We start from the raw sequence: 16,602 nt of genomic DNA, 5'->3' as shown, positions 1-16,602 counted from the left end.
GCCCGCCGCCGGGCTCAGCGCAACAGCAGGCGCACGGTCGCCAGCCCCAGCCCGGTCATGGCCAGCGAACCGGCCAGGCTCGCGCCGGCGTAGGCCGCCGCGGTCGCGTAGACACCCCGCTCCAGCATGTCGACGGTCTCGGCCGAAAAGGTCGAGAACGTGGTCAGTCCGCCCAGGAAGCCGGTTACCGCGGCCAGCCGTATCCAGGCCGGCCATTCCGGATGGCTGGCGATCAGCGCGACCATCACGCCGATCAGATAACCGCCGACCAGATTGGCCGTCAGGGTGCCCCAGGGCCAGCCCGCGCCGTTCAGCCGCAGGCCCAGCACCCAGCGCAGCCAGGCGCCCAGCGTCGCGCCGATGCCGATGGCGATGAAATTGAGCGGAGCGTAGGTCAGCACGAAGACTCCTCAGGCCGGCGTCGCGACGTGGTTCTTGAGCCGGAAGGCCAAGGCCAGCAGCAGCACGCCGAACAGCACCGCGTACACGCCGATCACCCACACCAGCGCCAGCGCGCCGGCGCCCGGCTGGAACAGCAGCAGCGCCCCGAAGACGATGGACAGCGCGCCCGACAGGCCGTGCAGCCACTCGTTCTCGATGTCCTTGCGAAAGCGGATCGCCGCGGCAATCTGGAACACCCCGCCGATCACGGCCCAGAACGCGATGATGTAGAGCAGCACCAGCGCGGTCAGCCCGGGCCAGGCGAAGGTCGCTATGCCGGCCGCGATACCCGTCAGGCCCACCAGGATCAGCGGCCACAACGGCTTGTCCTGGTCGCGGATGCGCCAGCCCGCGACCAGCGCGAAGATTCCGTCGGCCAGCGCAAAGGCGCCCCATACCAGCACCAGCGCCGACAACGTGATGCCGGGCATCAGGACCGCCATCAGGCCGAACAGCACCGCCACCACGCCGCGCAACGCCACCCAGCCCCACTCGCGTCCTGCATGATTCAACACCGCATCCGTGACCATGACGTTCTCCTTGAGTACCGTAAAACCGCCCAGGCGGGCCCACGAAACATGTTAGACGTCCGCGCCGCCCCTGTCATGCGGGCGCCATTCAACGCAGCAGCCGGCGCCGCATCAGCACCGCCACCAGCCAGATGCCCAGCGCGGCCGTCACGGCCAGTTGCGCCACGTCGGCCCACCAGGCGTGCGGCACCTGCCCCAGCGTGAGCGGCCGGATCAGGTTGACCGCCGGGGCCACGGGCAGCCACTGCAGCGGGCCGGCCAGCGCGGCCGGCAATTGCGAGGCGGGGAAGAACACCCCCGACAGGAACACCATGGGCGTGACGCCCAGCGTGAAGTAATACATGAAGAACTCGTAGCCGCGCGCCAGTGCGCTGACCACCAGCGCCATGGACGCGAAAGCCAGGCCGGCCAGGGCCAGCACCGGCGGCACCCACAGCAGGGTCGGCGCACGCGCGATGTCCAGCGCCACCACCACCAGCAGGATCGCGATGCCGCTCTTGAGCGCCTTGGCGGCCGCCCACAGGATTTCCGCCCAGACCACGTCGTCCAGGTCCAGCGGCGTGCTCAGCATGGCGTCCCAGGTGCGCTGCACGTGCAGGCGCGAGAAAGCGTTGTAGGTGGCCTCGAAGGTGGCGCCGTACAGCGCCCCCACGCACATCGAGCCGGCCGACAGGAAGGTCACGTAGGGCACGCCCTCGATGCCCGGCAGCAGCGCGCCCAGGCCGAACCCCAGCGCCAGCAGCGCGACGACGGGGTCGAGAACATCGCCCAGCACCGTGGTCAGGGCCGTCTTGCGCCACACCAGGAAATTGCGCCGCAGCACCGCCACGCAGCGGCGCGTCAGCGGCGGCCAGCCCCAGGCGCCCGCGCTCATGCGTCCTCCCGCATGCCGCGCCCCGTCAGGCGCAGGAACAGGTCTTCGAGGTTGGCGGGCCGGTGCAGGTAGCGCAGGTCCGGCCAGCCCTGCAGCGCCTGCACGACGGGCGTGGCGTCGTCCGTATGGCAGAACGCCGTTTCGCCGCTCACCTCGACCCGCGCCGGCAAGGCCGCGCGGTGCGCAGCCAGCCAGGCGTGCAGGTCATCGCCATAGACCTCGACCACCTGCGGCTCCAGGCAGCGCTCGATCAGGGCCCGGGGCGCGCCTTCGGTAATCAGCCGGCCGTGGTCGATCACGCCGAGCCGGTGGCACAGGCGTTCGGCCTCGTCCATGAAATGCGTGGTCAGCAGGATGGTCTTGCCGCGCGCCAGCAGCGCCTTCAGGCGCTCCCAGATCAGGTGGCGCGCCTGCGGATCCAACCCGGTGGTCGGCTCGTCCATGATGATGAGGTCGGGATCGTTGATGAGCGCGCGCGCCAGCGTCAGGCGCCGCTTCATGCCGCCGGAGAGCTCGCCGATGCGGGCATCGGCCTTGGCGGCCAGGGCCGCGAACGCCAGCAATTGCGGCAGCCTGGCCCGCACCTGCGCGTCGCTCAGGCCGAAGTAGCGGCCGAATACCAGCAGGTTCTCGGCCACGGTGAAGTCGGGGTCCAGGTTGTCGAGCTGCGGCACCACGCCCAGGCGCGCCCGCGCCTGCCTGGCCTGCGCCGGCACGGCGTGGCCCAGCACCTCGACCGCCCCGTCGTCGAACGGCGTCAGGCCCAGCAAGGCGCGCAAGGTGGTGGTCTTGCCCGCGCCGTTGGGGCCCAGCAGGCCATAGCACTCGCCGCGCCGCAGCGCGAAGGACAGGCCGTCGACGATCACGCGCTCGCCGTAGCGCTTGGTCAGGCCATGCACCTGCAGCACAGGCGCGCATGAAGCGGAAACCGGGTTGGAGGACATGGCGACGATTCTATCCGTGTCCACGACGTGCGCGCGGGACGCGCGCGAAACCGATTGAAATACGGCAAGCCAGGATGAAAACGAGGCTTTTATAAGATTCATTCTCATTAAGTGTTAGAATCCGCGACCTTGACAAACGAAATCCCATGGACGGCAAAACCTCCTCCAAACGGCGCGCCTACTGGCTGAAGACGCTGCATCAATGGCACTGGATCAGTTCGGCGCTCTGCCTGCTGGGCATGCTGCTGTTTGCCGTGACCGGCCTGACGCTGAACAACGCCTCGCACATCGAGTCGCGCGCGCGCGTCGATACCCGCCATCTGGAATTGCCGGCGCCGCTGCGCGCCGAACTGGCCGCCGCCGCCCCCGCCAGGCCGGCCCTGCCGCCGGCCCTGCTCGAATGGCTGGACCGCGAGCTCGATGTCGATGCGCGCGGCGCCGCCGCCAAGCCCGAATGGTCGCCCGACGAACTGTACGTGTCGCTGCCGCGGCCGGGCGGCGACGCCTGGCTGTCGATCGACCTGCAAAGCGGCGAACTGGAATACGAGCGCACCGACCGCGGCTGGATCGCCTACCTGAACGACCTGCACAAAGGACGCCACACCGGCCTGGCCTGGAGCTGGTTCCTGGACATCTTCGCGGTGGCCTGTCTGGTGTTTTCGCTCACCGGACTGGTGCTGCTGAAAATGCACGCCGGCAATCGCGCCGCCACCTGGCCCATGGTCGGGCTGGGCGTGGTCATCCCGGTCGTGCTGGCACTGCTATTCATTCATTGACCGTCTTACTGGATATCGGACTATGCGCAAACTGTTGTTGTCTGTCCTGCTGGCCGGCCTGGTGGCCCGCACCGCCTACGCGGCCGACCTGGGCCTGAGCGTCGAAATTCCCCGCCTGGACGTGGCCGAGTACCACCGCCCGTACGTGGCCATCTGGATCGAGCAGGCCGACCAGAGCGTGGCGGGCGACCTGGCGGTCTGGTACGACGTGGCCAAGAAGAACAACGAAGGCACCGAATGGCTCAAGGACATGCGCCAATGGTGGCGCCGCAGCGGCCGCAACCAGCAGTTCCCGGTCGACGGCGTCAGCGGCGCCACGCGTCCGGCGGGCAAGCACGCCCTGTCGTTCGCCGGCACCGCCAAGCCGCTGGCCGATCTCAAACCCGGCAAATACGCCGTGGTGGTCGAGGCCGCCCGCGAGGTCGGCGGCCGCGAGCTGGTACGCGTGCCCTTCGACTGGCCGCCGCAACAGGCGCAGCAGCTCACCGCCCGCGGCGAGCACGAGCTGGGCGCCATCGCCGTCGACCTCAAGCCCTGACATCCCTTTCCCCCACTAGGAGCGCCCTCATGAAAGCCGTAGCCAAACTGGCCGCCGCCCTGACCCTGGCCCTGCCGCTCGCCGCGCAGGCGCACGACGTCTGGGTCCTGCCCTCTTCCACGGTGCTGTCCGGCGTGGATAGCTGGATCACCGTGGACGCCGCGGTCGGCAACGACAAGTTCTACTTCAACCATGCGCCGCTGCGCCTGGATGGCCTGGACATCATCGCCCCCGACGGCAGCGCCGCGCAGGCCGAGAATGTCAGCCGCGGCAAGATCCGCAGCACCTTCGACCTGCAGCTCAAGCAGAACGGCACGTATCGCGTGGCGGTGGTCAACGACGGCGTGTTCGCGCGCTGGAAGGAAGACGGCAAGCCCAAGCGCTACTTCGGCAAGCCCGAAGGCATGGCCGCGGCGGTGCCCGCCAACGCGCAGGAACTGGAAGTCTCGCAGAGCCTGGGCCGCGTCGAGACCTTCGTGACCGCCGGCAAGCCCGGCGCGATCAAGCCGGTCGGCAAGGGCCTGGAGCTGGTGGCGGTCTCGCACCCGAACGATCTGTATTCCGACGAGCCGGCCACCTTCCAGATGTTGCTCGACGGCAAGCCCGCCGCCGGCCTGGAAATGGAAATCGTGCCCAACGGCAGCCGCTACCGCGACAAGGTCGAGGAGATCGAGCTCAAGACCGACGCCGACGGCAAGTTCCAGGTCAAGTGGCCTCAGCCCGGCATGTACTGGGTGCACACCGAGGCCGAAGACGACAAGGTCAGCGTGCCCACGGCCACCAAGCGCCGCATGTCGTACGCGCTGACCCTGGAAGTGCTGCGCCCCTGAGCGCATGAGCATGGCTCGTCCACCGTCCTACGCGCCGCCGCTGGCGGCGCGCCTGCCCTCGGCCCCGCCGCGCCTGTCCGGCGAGCCGGTGGCGCTGGCCGGCGCCAGCATGGGCACGACCTGGTCCGCACGCCTGGCCCTGCCGCCCGGCGTGACGCGCCAGCAGGCCCAGGCGGCCATCGCGGCGGCGCTGGACGAGGTCGTGGCCCAGATGAGCACCTGGGAGGCCGGCTCGGACATCTCGCGCTTCAATCGCGCCGCGACGGGCTGGCAGGCGCTGCCCGAAGCGCTGTTCCATGTGCTGTCGCACGCGCTGGACCTGGCCGACGCCAGCGGCGGCGCCTACGACCCAACCATCGGCGCGCTGGTCGACGCCTGGGGATTTGGCGCCGGACCGCGCGTGCACGAACCGCCGGCCGCCGCGGCGATCGCCGCGGCCCTGGCCGATTGCGGCCACGGGCGGGTACGGCTGGACGCCCAGGCCCGGCGCGCCTGGCAGCCCGGCGGCGTACGGCTGGACCTGTCATCCATCGCCAAGGGCTATGGCGTGGACCGCGCCGCGCTGGCCCTGCGCGCGCTGGGCGTGACTGCCTGCCTGGTGGAAGTGGGCGGCGAGCTGCGCGCCCATGGCGTGCGGCCCGATGGCCTGCCCTGGCGTGTCGCGGTCGAAGTGCCCGATGCCAGCGGCGCGCATGCGCTGGCGGTGCCGCTGCGCGACCAGTCGATCGCCACCTCGGGCGATTACCGCCGCTACATCGAACAGGCCGGCCGGCGCTACGCGCACACGCTGGCCCCCCGCACCGGCAAGCCGCTCGACAACGACCTGGCCTCGGTCACGGTGATCCATCCCGAATGCATGCTGGCCGATGGCCTGGCCACCGCACTGGGCGTACTGGGCGCGGCCGCCGGCGCCGACTACGCCGCGCGCCACGACCTGGCCGCCCTGTTCATCCTGCGCGGCGCGGCGGGCCACGAGGTACGCGCCACGCCGGCCTTCGCCGCGCTGCTGGACCGCCCTTGATGCCGCTGCCGCCCCATCCGCGTCTGCTCGCCGCGGCCGGCCTCGTGCTCGCCTGGCTGTTGCTGTACCTGTGGGCGTGGCGCCAGGCGCGCATGCGCGCCGCCAGCCAGGCTCGCGCGCTGCGCGCGCTCGAGGCCCGGCCCGGCCCGCAGACCGTCCTGGTGGCCTACGCCAGCCAGACCGGCTTCGCCGCCGAACTGGCCGAACATACCGCGGCGGCGCTAGCCAGCGGCGGCCTGCAAGCGCGCGTGGCCGAGCTCGGGCAGATCGACGCCGCCACGCTCGGCCACTATGCGCGTGCGCTGTTCATCGTCAGCACCTACGGCGAAGGCGATCCGCCCGACGCGGCCGCCCCGTTCGCCGACACCGCCATGCAATCCGGCGCCGGGCTGGGCGCCTTGCGCTACGCCGTGCTCGCGCTGGGCGACAGCAGCTACGCGCACTTCTGCGGCTTCGGCCATCGCCTGGACGACTGGCTGCGCGCCAACGGCGCCGCGCCGCTGTTCGACCTGGTCGAAGTCGACGCCGGCGACGCGGCGGCGCTGCGCCACTGGCAACACCACCTGGGCGTGGTAACCGGCTGCACCGACCTGCCGGACTGGCAGGCCCCCGCCTACCAGGCCTGGCGGCTGGCGCGGCGCACCCTGCTCAACCCCGGCAGCCAGGGCGCGCCTTGCTACTTCATCGAACTGACGCCGCCGCACAGCACGGCGCCGCAATGGCAGGCCGGCGACATTGCCGAGATCGGCCCGCGCGATGCGCCCGACAGCCCGCTGCATGCCCATCGCGAATATTCGATTGCCTCGCTGCCGGCCGATGGCGCAGTGCACCTGCTGGTGCGCCAGATGCGCACCGCCGACGGCGCGCTGGGCCTGGGCAGCGGCTGGCTGACGCACACCGCGCAAACCGGCCAGGCCATCGACCTGCGAGTGCGCGCCAATCGCAACTTCCATCCGCCGGCCGACGCCCGCCCGTTGATCCTGGTCGGCAACGGCACCGGGCTGGCCGGCCTGCGCGCCCTCATCAAGGCGCGCCGCAGCGCCGGCCACGGGCGCAACTGGCTGGTATTCGGCGAGCGCAGCGCCGCCCACGACTGGTTCTGCCGCGACGAGCTGGAGCAATGGCGCGGCGAAGGCTGGCTTGAATACGTGGACGCGGTGTTTTCGCGCGACGCGCCGCAGCGCCGCTACGTGCAGGACCTGCTGCGCGACCGCGCCGAACGCGTGCGCGACTGGATACGCGAGGGCGCCGCGGTCTATGTGTGCGGCAGCCTGCACGGCATGGCCGAAGGCGTGCACCAGGCGCTGGCCGACATCCTCGGCCCGGCGCAGCTGCAGGCGCTGCAGCACGCCGGGCGCTATCGCCGCGACGTGTACTGAGCGCCGCGCGCGCCGTCACTGCAGCTTGATGTCGGCCTTCTCGATCACGGTCTTCCAGCGCGCCTGCTCGGCCTGGATCTGCGCGGCGAACTCGGCCGGCGTGTTGCCCAGCGGGAACGCACCGGTCTCCTCCATCTTCGCGGCCGTGGCCGGATCGCGCACGGCCTGGGCGAACGCCTGGGCCAGCTTGTCGCGCACCGCGTCCGGCAGGCCGGCCGGCGCGACCACGCCATACCAGGCCGTGACGTCGTAATCGCGGTAACCCTGTTCGGCGAAGGTGGGCACCTCGGGCAGGCGCGGATTGCGCGCCGCGCCGGTGATGGCCAGCGGACGCAGGTGGCCGCTCTTGATGTACGGCAACGACGAGGGGAAGTTGTCGAAGATCACCGGCACCACGCCCGAGACGGCGTCGGTCAGCGCGGGCGCCGAGCCGCGGTAGGCAATGCTGGTCATCTTGCCGCCGATCAGCTGCAGGAACCAGATCATGCCCAGGTCGTTCACGCCGCCCGCGCCCGCGTTGGCGTAGCCGTCGCGGCCCGGATTGGCGCGCACGTGGGCCACGAACGCGGTCAGGTCGGCCGCCGGGTACGAAGGATTGACGCTCAGGATGTTGGGGCTGGTCACCAGGTTGCTGACCGGGGTGAAGTCCTTGATGGGATCGTAGGCCAGGTTGGGAAACAGGTGCGGCGCCGTGCCGTGCGTGCTGACCGTGGCCAGGCCCAGCGTATAGCCGTCGGGCTTGGCCCGCGCCGTGGCGGTGATGCCGATGGTGCCCGCCGCGCCGGTGCGGTTCTCGACCACGATCTGCTGGCCGAGGATTTCACCTGCCTTGGCCGCGGCCACGCGGCCGACGATATCGGTCGGGCCGCCGGCCGGGAACGGCACGATCAGCGTGATCGGGCGCTCGGGAAAATCGGCGTGCGCCGCGGGCAACGCGGCCATCAGGGCCAGAACGGCCAGGGTCTTGCGCATGGGATGTCTCCGTTTCAATATCGATGCGTAGGGAAAAAAAGCAGGCGCGCTCAGGCGCCGGCGCGCAGCACCTGGCCGGGGCGGCCATCGGCAGGCGGCTGCGGGAAGACTTCGGCGCCATTGACCAGCACGCCGGCGATGCCGACCGACGCCAGCGTCGGCTCGTCCCAGGTGGCGCGGTCGGCCACCGTGTCGGGGTCGAACACCACCACGTCCGCCCAGGCCCCCGGCTGCAGCACGCCGCGCTCGGCAAAGCCGAACACGCGCGCCGGCAGCGCGGTCATCCTGGCCACCGCCTGCTCCAGCGTCATCAACCGGGCTTCCCGCACATAGCGGCCCAGCACGCGGGTGAAGCTGCCCCACAGGCGCGGGTGCGGGCGCGCATCGTTGGGCAGGCCGTCCGAGCCCACCATGCAGCAGGGATGCTGGAAGATGCGCTTGACCTCGTCCTCGTCCATGGCGAAATAGATCGCGCCCGCAGGCGCCAGGCGCCGCGCCGCGGTGGTTTTGTCGCAGCCCCAGCGCGCGGCGATATCCGCCAGGTACTCGCTGCTGCACTCCGGGTGCGGCGTGGACCAGGTGATGCGGATATCGTCGATGGTCTCGGCGCGCTCGGGAATCAGGATGGTGGAGCTGCCCGGGTAGGGATAGATATCCAGCGCCACCTCCACGCCCTGCTCGCGCGCGCGGTCGATATTGGCCAGGGTGGCGCGGCTGCGCCCCCAGTTCTGCGGCATCATGCATTTGTGGTGGGACACCACCGTGGCGCAACCGGTGCCGCGCCCTATCGCCAGCACCTCCTCGACGGCCGCCTCCACGCCGTCGGCCTCGTCGCGGATGTGGCTGGTATGCAGGCGCCGGCGCTCGGCCGCCACCCGCGCCAGCCCTTCGAGCTCGGCCGCCTGCGCCGCGGCGCCGGGCTGGTAGGCCAGCCCGGTGCTGAAACCCACCGCGCCGGCCTCGAGCGCCGCCTGCAGCATGTCCTGCATGGCCTGCTGCTCGGCCGCCGTGGGCGCGGCCTGCGGATCGCGCATCGCCGCCAGCCGCAGGTTGGCATGCCCGACCAGCGCGGCCACGTTGATCATGGGCCGCTGCGCGTCGAGCGCGGCGAAATAGGCCGGCACATCGGCAAACAGCGGCGTCTCGCCCAGCAGCGCCAGCGCCGCGGCGGTGTTGCCCGGCAGCGGCGCGGGCGCGGCGCTCACGCCGCAATTGCCCACCACGACCGTGGTGATGCCCTGGCTGGTCTTCCAGCGCAAGTCCGGCTTCTCGACGAACATCAGGTCGTCGTGGCCGTGCACATCGATGAAACCCGGCGCCACGATCTTGCCGCTGGCGTCCCAGGCGTGGCGCGCCGGATGCGCGCCCAGCTCGCCGATCGCCGCGATGCGTCCGTCGCGCACGCCCAGATCGGCGCGGCGGCGCGGCGCGCCCGTGCCGTCGATGATCCAGCCGCCGGTAATCTTGAAATCCAGCTTTTCCGCGTTCTGCATGTCTACCCCTTGCGGGCCTGTCTCAAACCTGGGAAGGGTCCAGTATCATCGCAAACATCGATCATGAAAAATTGTTTTACTTTATCCATCTATCGTAATTTGCAATGAATCGCCTGCCCAAGCACGTCACGCTCAAGCACCTGACCGCCTTCGTGGCCGTGGCCCAGGAAAGCAGTTTCACGCATGCGGCGCGCCGCCTGTTCCAGACGCAATCCTCGGTCACCACGCTGGTGCGGCAACTGGAGACCGCGCTGGGCACCCAGTTGTTCGCGCGCACCAGCCGCAAGGTCCTGCTGAGCGCGGCCGGCCAGGATTTCCTGCCGCGCGTGATGCGCCTGCTGGCCGATTTCGACGGCGTGATCGAGGATGTGGTGCGCTACGGCGCGCTGGAACGCGGCCGCGTGAGCGTGGCGGCCGCGCCATCGGCCATTACCCAGCTGATCGCGCCGGCGGCGGCCGACTTCGCGCGGCGCCACCCCGCCATCCGCCTGTACCTGCGCGACGACAACTCCGGACGCATCCAGCGACAGGTGGCCGCGCAGGAGGTCGACTTCGGCCTGACCAGCCGCTGGGCCGACGCGCCGGGGCTGGCGTTCGACCCCTTGCTGGAAGACCGCTTCGGCGTGCTCTACCGGGCCGATGACACAAGCATCCAGCCGGGCCGCGACGGCCATGTGCGCTGGGAGCGCCTGAGCCATCGAAAACTGGTGGGGGTCGTGGACGAGACCGGCATCATGGCGCTGCTGCGCGCGCGCGCCGACCTGCCGATCGAAGCGGCCGCGCCGTTCTACGAAGCCTCCAGCACCACCTCGCAGGCGGCGCTGGTCAAGGCAGGCCTGGGCGTGGCCCTGCTGCCGGCGCTGGCGGTCGAACGGGTGCGCGAGCCGGGCCTGGCCTTCGCCCTGCTGGCGCGCCCCACGGTGATGCGCACGCTCTGCATCATCGGCCACCAGGAGCGGGCGCTCAGCCCGGCCGCCGCGGCGCTCATCGACACGCTGCGCGCCTATGTGCGGCAGGCAACCCTGCCGGCGGGCTGCCGCCCCGCCGGCCGCAACAGCCGCGCCTGACCCGCCCTTATCCCTGCCGGTCGCGCAGGTACTGGTCCAGGGCCTGCAGGCCCGCGGCAAACACGCCCTCGCCCACCAGGCGAGCCACCTCGTCCCGGTTGGCGCCAGCCACCACGTCGAAATCGGCCCACCATTGCGCGAACGTGCCGCCGCCCTCGGTAACCGGACACAGATCCACGCCGGCGACATAATCGCGCATGGGCAGGTCGGTTTCGATGGTGGCGTAGCGCAGCGACCGCCCCGCATCGTCGAGCATCAGCAAACGCTCGCGCACGTAGCCCGATGGATTGAGCGACAGGAAGCGCACCGTGCCCGGCGCATCGTCGCGCCCGCCCTCCTCCAGGCGGCTGTCGGCCACGCCCGGATGCCACGCCGACAGGCCGTTGAAGTCGCGCAGATGCGGCCACACCCGCTCGATGGGCGCGGCGACGACACGGCTGACATATACCAGATGACTCATGGACAATCTCCCCGGCCGCAGCCGCCTGCTTGCACATCCCGGCGCGGGCCGGCGGCCCCGCCGGCCCTCAGAAACTCAGCTGCTTGAACGCGCGCGTGGTCGCCGTCAGCGCCTGTTCGACAGGCAGGCGCTCCATGGAGCTTGCGCCGTAGAAACCGTGGCAATGCCTGCAGCGCTGCAGCACATGGGCGGCGTCCTGCGGCGTGGCGATCGGCCCGCCGTGGCACAGCACGATCACGTCGCCGCGCTCGGCCAGCGCCGCGGCGGCGATCGCGTCGATGCGCGCGACGCAGTCATCCAGCGACAGCGCCGTCTCCGCGCCGATGTTGCCGCCCGTGGTCAGCCCCATGTGCGCCACCACGATGTCGGCGCCGGCCGCGGTCATCGCGCGCGCCTGGTCCGGATCGAAGACGTAGGGCGTGGTCAGCAGGCCCTTGGCGTGCGCCAGGCGGATCATCTCGACCTCCAGGCCATAGCCCATGCCGGTTTCTTCCAGATTGGCGCGGAACGTGCCGTCGATCAGGCCTACCGTGGGGAAATTCTGCACGCCGGAGAAACCGACCCGGGCGAGCTCGTCGAGAAAGGCGTCGAAATTGCAGAACGGATCGGTGCCATTGACCCCGGCCAGCACCGGCGTGTGCCGCACGACCGGCAACACCTCGCGCGCCATGTCCAGCACGATGTCGTTGGCGTTGCCATAGGCCAGCAGCCCGGCCAGCGAGCCGCGCCCGGCCATGCGGTAGCGGCCCGAGTTGTAGATGATGATCAGGTCGATGCCGCCGGCCTCTTCGCACTTGGCCGACAGGCCCGTGCCCGCGCCGCCGCCCACGATGGGCTGGCGCCGGCGCACCATGTCCTGGAACTTGTCGAGCAGGGCCGAGCGTTCAAAACGCGGCATGGCGATACCTCATTGGCTGATTTCGTGAAACTGCTCGACCGCGGCGCGGGCGAACAGCGGATCATTGATATGGCAAGGCACGCGCACCAGGCGACGCTTGTCGGTCTGACGGACATGGTCGTACAGGGCCTGGAACAGCGCCGCGTCGGCGGCCTCGTCGTGAAATGCCTGTCCTGGCGCATCCAGCGCCGACACCCCGCCCTCCGGAATCAGGAAACGAACCTGGCCTTCGCAGCGGTTCAGCCGCTCGGCGATCCACGCGCCTTGCCGGGCGTTTTCCTGCGCCGTGGTGCGCATCAGCGTCACCTGCGGATTGTGCGGGTAGAGCAGGCGCTCGCGGCAGGCCGCCGGCACCGTGTCCAGCGCGCCGAAATTGACCATATCCAGCGCGCCGCACGATCCCACGTAAGGCACGCCGCTGCGCGCGATGGCGCCGAAGCGGTCGTCGGTGCAGGCCAGCACGCCGCCGAACAGGAAGTCGCAGACTTCGGTCGTGGTGAGATCCAGCACGCCGGCCAGCAGCCTGCTGTCGGCCAGCTTTTCCATCGATTGGCCGCCCGTGCCGGTGGCGTGGAACACCAGGCAATCGTAGCGATCGTGCAGCGCCGCCGTCACATGCTGCACGCATGGCGTGGTCACCCCGAACATGGTGATGCCCACGGCCGGCCGGCCATCGTCGGCGATGGGCTGGCGCGCCTGGCGGAATGCGCCGGCGATCGCTCCCGCGGCATTGGCCAGCACGCGCCGCGAAATGCGGTTCAGGCCCGCCACGTCGGTCACCGAATACATCATGGCGATGTCGGACGGCCCGACATAAGGCGCCACGTTGCCCGAGGCCATGGTCGAGACCATCAGCTTGGGCACGCCGACCGGCAATGCGCGCATCGCCGGCGTAACCAGCGCTGTACCGCCCGAGCCGCCGATGCCCAGCACCGCGCCGACATCGCGCTGGCCCGCCAGATAGCGTTCGAAAGCCAGCGCCATCGCGACGATGGCGCTGCCCCGCTCGCCCGTGAAAACGGCCTGCGCGCCCTGCGGGTGGCAGGCCGCCACCTCCTGGGCCGACACCATGGCCGGCGATCCCTGGCCGCTGGTCGCCACGTCGACCGTCACCACCATGACGCCGTCGCGGCGCAGCAGCTGCCGCAGATACTCCGCCTCCTCGCCCTTGGTGTCGTAGGTGGCGGCGAGGTAAATCCGCTGTTCGATCTCTTGCATGGCTCCTCCGCTGGGCGAGCTACACTGATGGATCCCGGTGTCTCCGGCAGACAGTACGCCAGGAAAAATGAGACGAAAGAATCATATTGAGACTAGTGTCTCACGTCAATCCGCTGGGGCGGCCGACACGGCCGCAACGCAGACGTTACCCGAATCAGTGCCGTTGATCGCGCCGGCCAGTCCGCAGGCCGCGCTCAGCGGCGAACCGCCGCACGGTCCGCGGGCCCGCATGCGCAGGACCTTGCTCGATACCGCCCAGCGCCTGATGGTCCAGGGCATCACCCCTTCGGTGGCCGAACTGGCGGAAGCCGCGGCGGTCTCGCGCGCTACCGCCTACCGCTACTTTCCCAGCCAGAGCGCGCTGATCGCCGCGGTGGTGGACCAGAGCCTGGGGCCCATTCTGCAATGGCAGCCGCAATCCGACGACGCGGCCGAACGCATCGACGAGCTGCTGCGCTTTGCCTACCCGCGCCTGCAGCAGCACGAGGCCTCGCTGCGCGCGGCCATCATGGTGTCCTTGCAGCAGTACGCCGAAGCCAGCGCCGGACAGAACCCCGATACGCCGCGCCTGGTGCGCGGGCATCGCGTCGACACCCTCAAGCACGTCACGGCCCCGCTGGCCAGCCAGCTCGAGCCCGCCGCGCATCAGCGCGTCATACGCGCCTTGTCCTTGCTGTATGGCACGGAAGTCTTCCTGATCCTCAAGGATATCTGGCACCTGGAGCTGGACGACATCGTGGACGTCGTGACATGGGCCGCACAGGCCATCGTCCGCCAGGCGCAGCAGGAAGCGGGGATTGCGCCGACCTCCGGCAAGACGCCTGCCAAGCGCAAGCGCAACGCGCCTGGATGAGCGTCAGGCCCTGTGGCGCCTGTCCCGCATGAGGACTGACATCTGCGGCACGGTGTGCCTGTCCCAGCGGGGACAGGCACCCCGCCATACGATGCGCTACCAGGCGTAGCGATAGCCGACGTGGAAGGTCCACGGCATGGTCTGGCGGCTGCCCTTGGCGTACTCGTACGAGCCGAACAGGCTGCCGTGCTTGCCCAGTTGCGAAGCCACCCCTACGGCCAGTTCGGTGCGGCCGCCATCGAGCCGCACCTTGTGCCGGATGTCGTTGGTGCGCACCGTGCCCTTGCCGTCGAACTCCTGCACCCAGCTCAGCTTCATGTAGGGCTGCACCACGCGGCCATCGCCCAGGTCGAACTGCCGCCCCACGTGCAGGCCCAGGCGGCCCAGCATGGAGTTCGTGCCGTCGTCCTTGATGCGCAGGCCGTTGCTGGCGGTGTAGTCGGCCCCTTGCGCATGGAAGGCGGCCACCTCCAGCTGCGGCTCCACGTACCAGGCGCCGGGCCACGTGAAGCGCTTGCCCAGTTCCAGCGACGCGCCCACGCCATTGCCGCGGTACTGGCCGCGCACGCGCCGGCCCTTGGCGTCGTCCACCTTGAACGCGTGGCGAATGCGGCTGACCCGCACGATGCCATCCATATAGAAACCGCCGTCCTCGATGTAGGTAGCGTAAGCGCCCACGTGCACGCTGTCGTCATCGCCCGTGCCGCCCCGGTCGAACTTGATGCGGCCGTTGGTGTAGCCAGCCACCGCGCCCACGTGCCAGCGCCCGTCGGCCACCGGCAAGGCGGTATCGGCGCCCAGTTCGAAACCGCTGATGGTCTGGCGGAACTCGCGCGACACGCGGTTGTCGACGTCCTGGCGCCGGCCAAAAGCGCGGCCCCATACGCCGCCCGCAACCGGCGTCAGGCGCAACTCGCCCATGCGCTTGCTCAACGCGTTCATCTCGGCCTGCCATACGCCATGCGAACTGCTGGCCAGGCTCACCGCCGCAGAGGCCGGCGTGGTCAAGGTATGCGTGCCCGGGTCATAGACACCGTTGCCCGCGGGCGGCGCCGGCGCGACGGGAGGAACCTCCGGCGCGTCCTGCTCGCCGCCGCCCTGCGGCGGTTGCGGACCTTCATCGCCGCCCTCTCCCTCGGGAGGCTTCGGACCCGCGTCGTCGCCGCGCTCGGGAAGCTGCGCGTTCCCGTTGCCACCGTTGCCACCGTTTCCGGCGGCAGGCGGCGGGCGCTGCCCCTCATCCCCGCCGCCCTTGGGCGGCTGCTGTTCCCCATTGCCATCGTCCCGCGGAGGTTGCGGATCCGCATCGCCGCCGTCCCGGGGCGGCGGCGGCCCGTCCTGGCCACCGTCCGCAGGAGACTTGGAACCCGGCTCGCCTTCCTCCCGCGGTGGCTTGCCAGCGCCGTCCGGATTCAAGCCTCCAGCCGACGATTCGCCACCCCGCCCCGAATCGGACATACCGGAGTCCGGCCTCTCGCCTTCCGAGGGCGGCATCGCATCCTTGCCCGCCCCACCCGATGCGCCGGGCGACGTCGAACCCGCTCCGGACGCCATGCCGGCGTCGGGACCCGAGCCCGTACTGGTATCCGGGCCGGGCGAAGGTCCGAGAGTTCCCGGATTCAGCGAACTTTCGGAGTTTTCGTCATTGCGGCCCAGACCACCCGGTCCGGGCGCAGACCCGCCGACCTTTCCTATACCGGGCAACCCATTTTCATGCGTGCCCCCCCCCCACGCCGGGGTTATGTCCGCCAGACGACTCCGCCATACCTGGACCGACGCCGACGACGGGAGGGGATGGGTTGTCCTTGTGGCCCGACCCCGACGGAGCCTCGGCAACGGAGCCCGGACCTGGCTTCGCAACCGGAGGCGAAGACGACGGCGGCGTTGCCAGCGCGCTCGGCGCGGACTCCTGAAGGCTGCGCTTGAAATCCTCCAGAGACATGCCAGTCGGCAGAACCAGCTCCAGCTCGTCGTCCGTCAGCAGCGACGGGAGCTTAAGCGCCCATGCCGAGGGAGGAGAAAGTGTCCACATACCCGCTCCCAGCAGGGCAAGCGCAAGGGCACGCACCGCACCGCGGCAAGGTGTTGCTCGATTCATATTTCCGTAAATGTGCATAGGTTCTGGTCTCAAGGGGATTGACGCTCCCGCTGCCGGAAGACACGACGCGCAAGAAGCGGCCTGAATCAATGTGGAGAACCGCCGCACGTCGCGGATGACGCACCCGTCCTCCCATTGCTGTCGGTGAGTGTCTACACACCACCACTGCCCAACTATCAGACGCACCCTTTATTTCCCGTTGCACTCGCC

The 16,602-nt window shown here is 70.1% G+C and carries 16 protein-coding genes and 1 pseudogene; 7 read left to right on the top strand and 10 right to left on the bottom strand.

Annotated elements, in window-relative coordinates; all coding sequences use genetic code 11:
* Positions 1-14: 14 nt before the first annotated feature.
* The 4 genes from crcB to BN118_RS06095 form a co-directional block, all read right to left on the bottom strand.
* Positions 15-401 (bottom strand): fluoride efflux transporter CrcB, encoded by a 387-nt coding sequence (crcB, locus tag BN118_RS06110; RefSeq protein WP_003818609.1) that lies wholly within the window; start codon positions 399-401, stop codon positions 15-17.
* A 9-nt stretch (positions 402-410) separates the two neighbouring features.
* Positions 411-971 carry an HdeD family acid-resistance protein gene (locus BN118_RS06105; RefSeq protein WP_003818608.1) on the bottom strand — a complete coding sequence of 187 codons (561 nt, stop codon included), beginning with the start codon at positions 969-971 and terminating at the stop codon, positions 411-413.
* Between the two features lie 88 nt (positions 972-1,059).
* Positions 1,060-1,845, bottom strand: coding sequence for an ABC transporter permease (locus BN118_RS06100; protein WP_003818606.1), 786 nt, complete (start codon positions 1,843-1,845; stop codon positions 1,060-1,062).
* On the bottom strand, positions 1,842-2,789 hold the full coding sequence (locus BN118_RS06095) for an ATP-binding cassette domain-containing protein (RefSeq protein WP_004568579.1): 948 nt from the start codon (positions 2,787-2,789) through the stop codon (positions 1,842-1,844). Before BN118_RS06095 ends, BN118_RS06100 begins: the two co-directional genes overlap by 4 nt.
* A gap of 146 nt (positions 2,790-2,935) precedes the next feature.
* On the opposite strand from BN118_RS06095, the gene BN118_RS06090 reads away from it, so the two are divergent.
* The 5 genes from BN118_RS06090 to BN118_RS06070 are packed head-to-tail and all read left to right on the top strand — an operon-like array spanning position 2,936 to position 7,333.
* Positions 2,936-3,565, top strand: coding sequence for a PepSY-associated TM helix domain-containing protein (locus tag BN118_RS06090; protein ID WP_003810476.1), 630 nt, complete (start codon positions 2,936-2,938; stop codon positions 3,563-3,565).
* A 22-nt stretch (positions 3,566-3,587) separates the two neighbouring features.
* Positions 3,588-4,103: a DUF2271 domain-containing protein gene (locus tag BN118_RS06085; RefSeq protein WP_010930254.1), complete on the top strand. Its 516-nt coding sequence runs from the start codon at positions 3,588-3,590 to the stop codon at positions 4,101-4,103.
* 29 nt (positions 4,104-4,132) lie between these two features.
* The gene (locus BN118_RS06080; protein ID WP_014905623.1) at positions 4,133-4,933 is read left to right on the top strand and encodes a DUF4198 domain-containing protein; all 801 of its coding nucleotides are present in this window, start codon (positions 4,133-4,135) and stop codon (positions 4,931-4,933) included.
* 4 nt (positions 4,934-4,937) lie between these two features.
* Positions 4,938-5,954, top strand: coding sequence for an FAD:protein FMN transferase (locus tag BN118_RS06075; RefSeq protein ID WP_010930252.1), 1,017 nt, complete (start codon positions 4,938-4,940; stop codon positions 5,952-5,954).
* Complete coding sequence (locus BN118_RS06070; protein ID WP_010930251.1) at positions 5,954-7,333, top strand: sulfite reductase subunit alpha; 1,380 nt, start codon at positions 5,954-5,956, stop codon at positions 7,331-7,333. The genes BN118_RS06075 and BN118_RS06070 overlap by 1 nt, the downstream gene beginning before the upstream one ends.
* A 15-nt stretch (positions 7,334-7,348) precedes the next feature.
* Here the strand turns inward: BN118_RS06070 and BN118_RS06065 are convergent, their stop codons facing one another.
* Positions 7,349-8,305, bottom strand: coding sequence for a tripartite tricarboxylate transporter substrate binding protein BugE (locus BN118_RS06065; RefSeq protein ID WP_014905622.1), 957 nt, complete (start codon positions 8,303-8,305; stop codon positions 7,349-7,351).
* A gap of 50 nt (positions 8,306-8,355) precedes the next feature.
* Positions 8,356-9,798 (bottom strand): N-acyl-D-glutamate deacylase, encoded by a 1,443-nt coding sequence (locus tag BN118_RS06060; protein ID WP_010930249.1) that lies wholly within the window; start codon positions 9,796-9,798, stop codon positions 8,356-8,358.
* A gap of 104 nt (positions 9,799-9,902) precedes the next feature.
* Here BN118_RS06060 and BN118_RS06055 point away from each other — a divergent pair, with 104 nt between their 5' ends.
* Positions 9,903-10,865 carry a LysR family transcriptional regulator gene (locus tag BN118_RS06055; RefSeq protein WP_010930248.1) on the top strand — a complete coding sequence of 321 codons (963 nt, stop codon included), beginning with the start codon at positions 9,903-9,905 and terminating at the stop codon, positions 10,863-10,865.
* A 7-nt stretch (positions 10,866-10,872) separates the two neighbouring features.
* Here the strand turns inward: BN118_RS06055 and BN118_RS06050 are convergent, their stop codons facing one another.
* The 3 genes from BN118_RS06050 to BN118_RS06040 all read right to left on the bottom strand — a co-directional run bounded on the left by BN118_RS06050 (position 10,873) and on the right by BN118_RS06040 (position 13,441).
* The gene (locus BN118_RS06050; RefSeq protein ID WP_014905621.1) at positions 10,873-11,325 is read right to left on the bottom strand and encodes an SRPBCC family protein; all 453 of its coding nucleotides are present in this window, start codon (positions 11,323-11,325) and stop codon (positions 10,873-10,875) included.
* 67 nt (positions 11,326-11,392) lie between these two features.
* Positions 11,393-12,223 (bottom strand): phosphoenolpyruvate hydrolase family protein, encoded by an 831-nt coding sequence (locus BN118_RS06045; protein ID WP_014905620.1) that lies wholly within the window; start codon positions 12,221-12,223, stop codon positions 11,393-11,395.
* A gap of 9 nt (positions 12,224-12,232) precedes the next feature.
* Positions 12,233-13,441 carry a Tm-1-like ATP-binding domain-containing protein gene (locus BN118_RS06040; RefSeq protein ID WP_010930245.1) on the bottom strand — a complete coding sequence of 403 codons (1,209 nt, stop codon included), beginning with the start codon at positions 13,439-13,441 and terminating at the stop codon, positions 12,233-12,235.
* A gap of 157 nt (positions 13,442-13,598) precedes the next feature.
* Here BN118_RS06040 and BN118_RS06035 point away from each other — a divergent pair, with 157 nt between their 5' ends.
* Positions 13,599-14,294, top strand: a complete 696-nt coding sequence (locus BN118_RS06035; protein WP_010930244.1) for a TetR family transcriptional regulator — start codon at positions 13,599-13,601, stop codon at positions 14,292-14,294.
* Positions 14,295-14,390: 96 nt separating this feature from the next.
* On the opposite strand, the pseudogene tcfA reads toward BN118_RS06035, so the two are convergent.
* A pseudogene (tcfA, locus tag BN118_RS19280) lies at positions 14,391-16,410 on the bottom strand (autotransporter TcfA).
* Between the last annotated feature and the right edge of the window lie 192 nt (positions 16,411-16,602).

Source organism: Bordetella pertussis 18323 (assembly GCF_000306945.1).
GTDB lineage: Bacteria > Pseudomonadota > Gammaproteobacteria > Burkholderiales > Burkholderiaceae_B > Bordetella > Bordetella pertussis.
The sequence above is the reverse complement of the archived record's forward strand: the minus strand, read 5'-3'. Positions and strand labels throughout refer to the sequence as shown.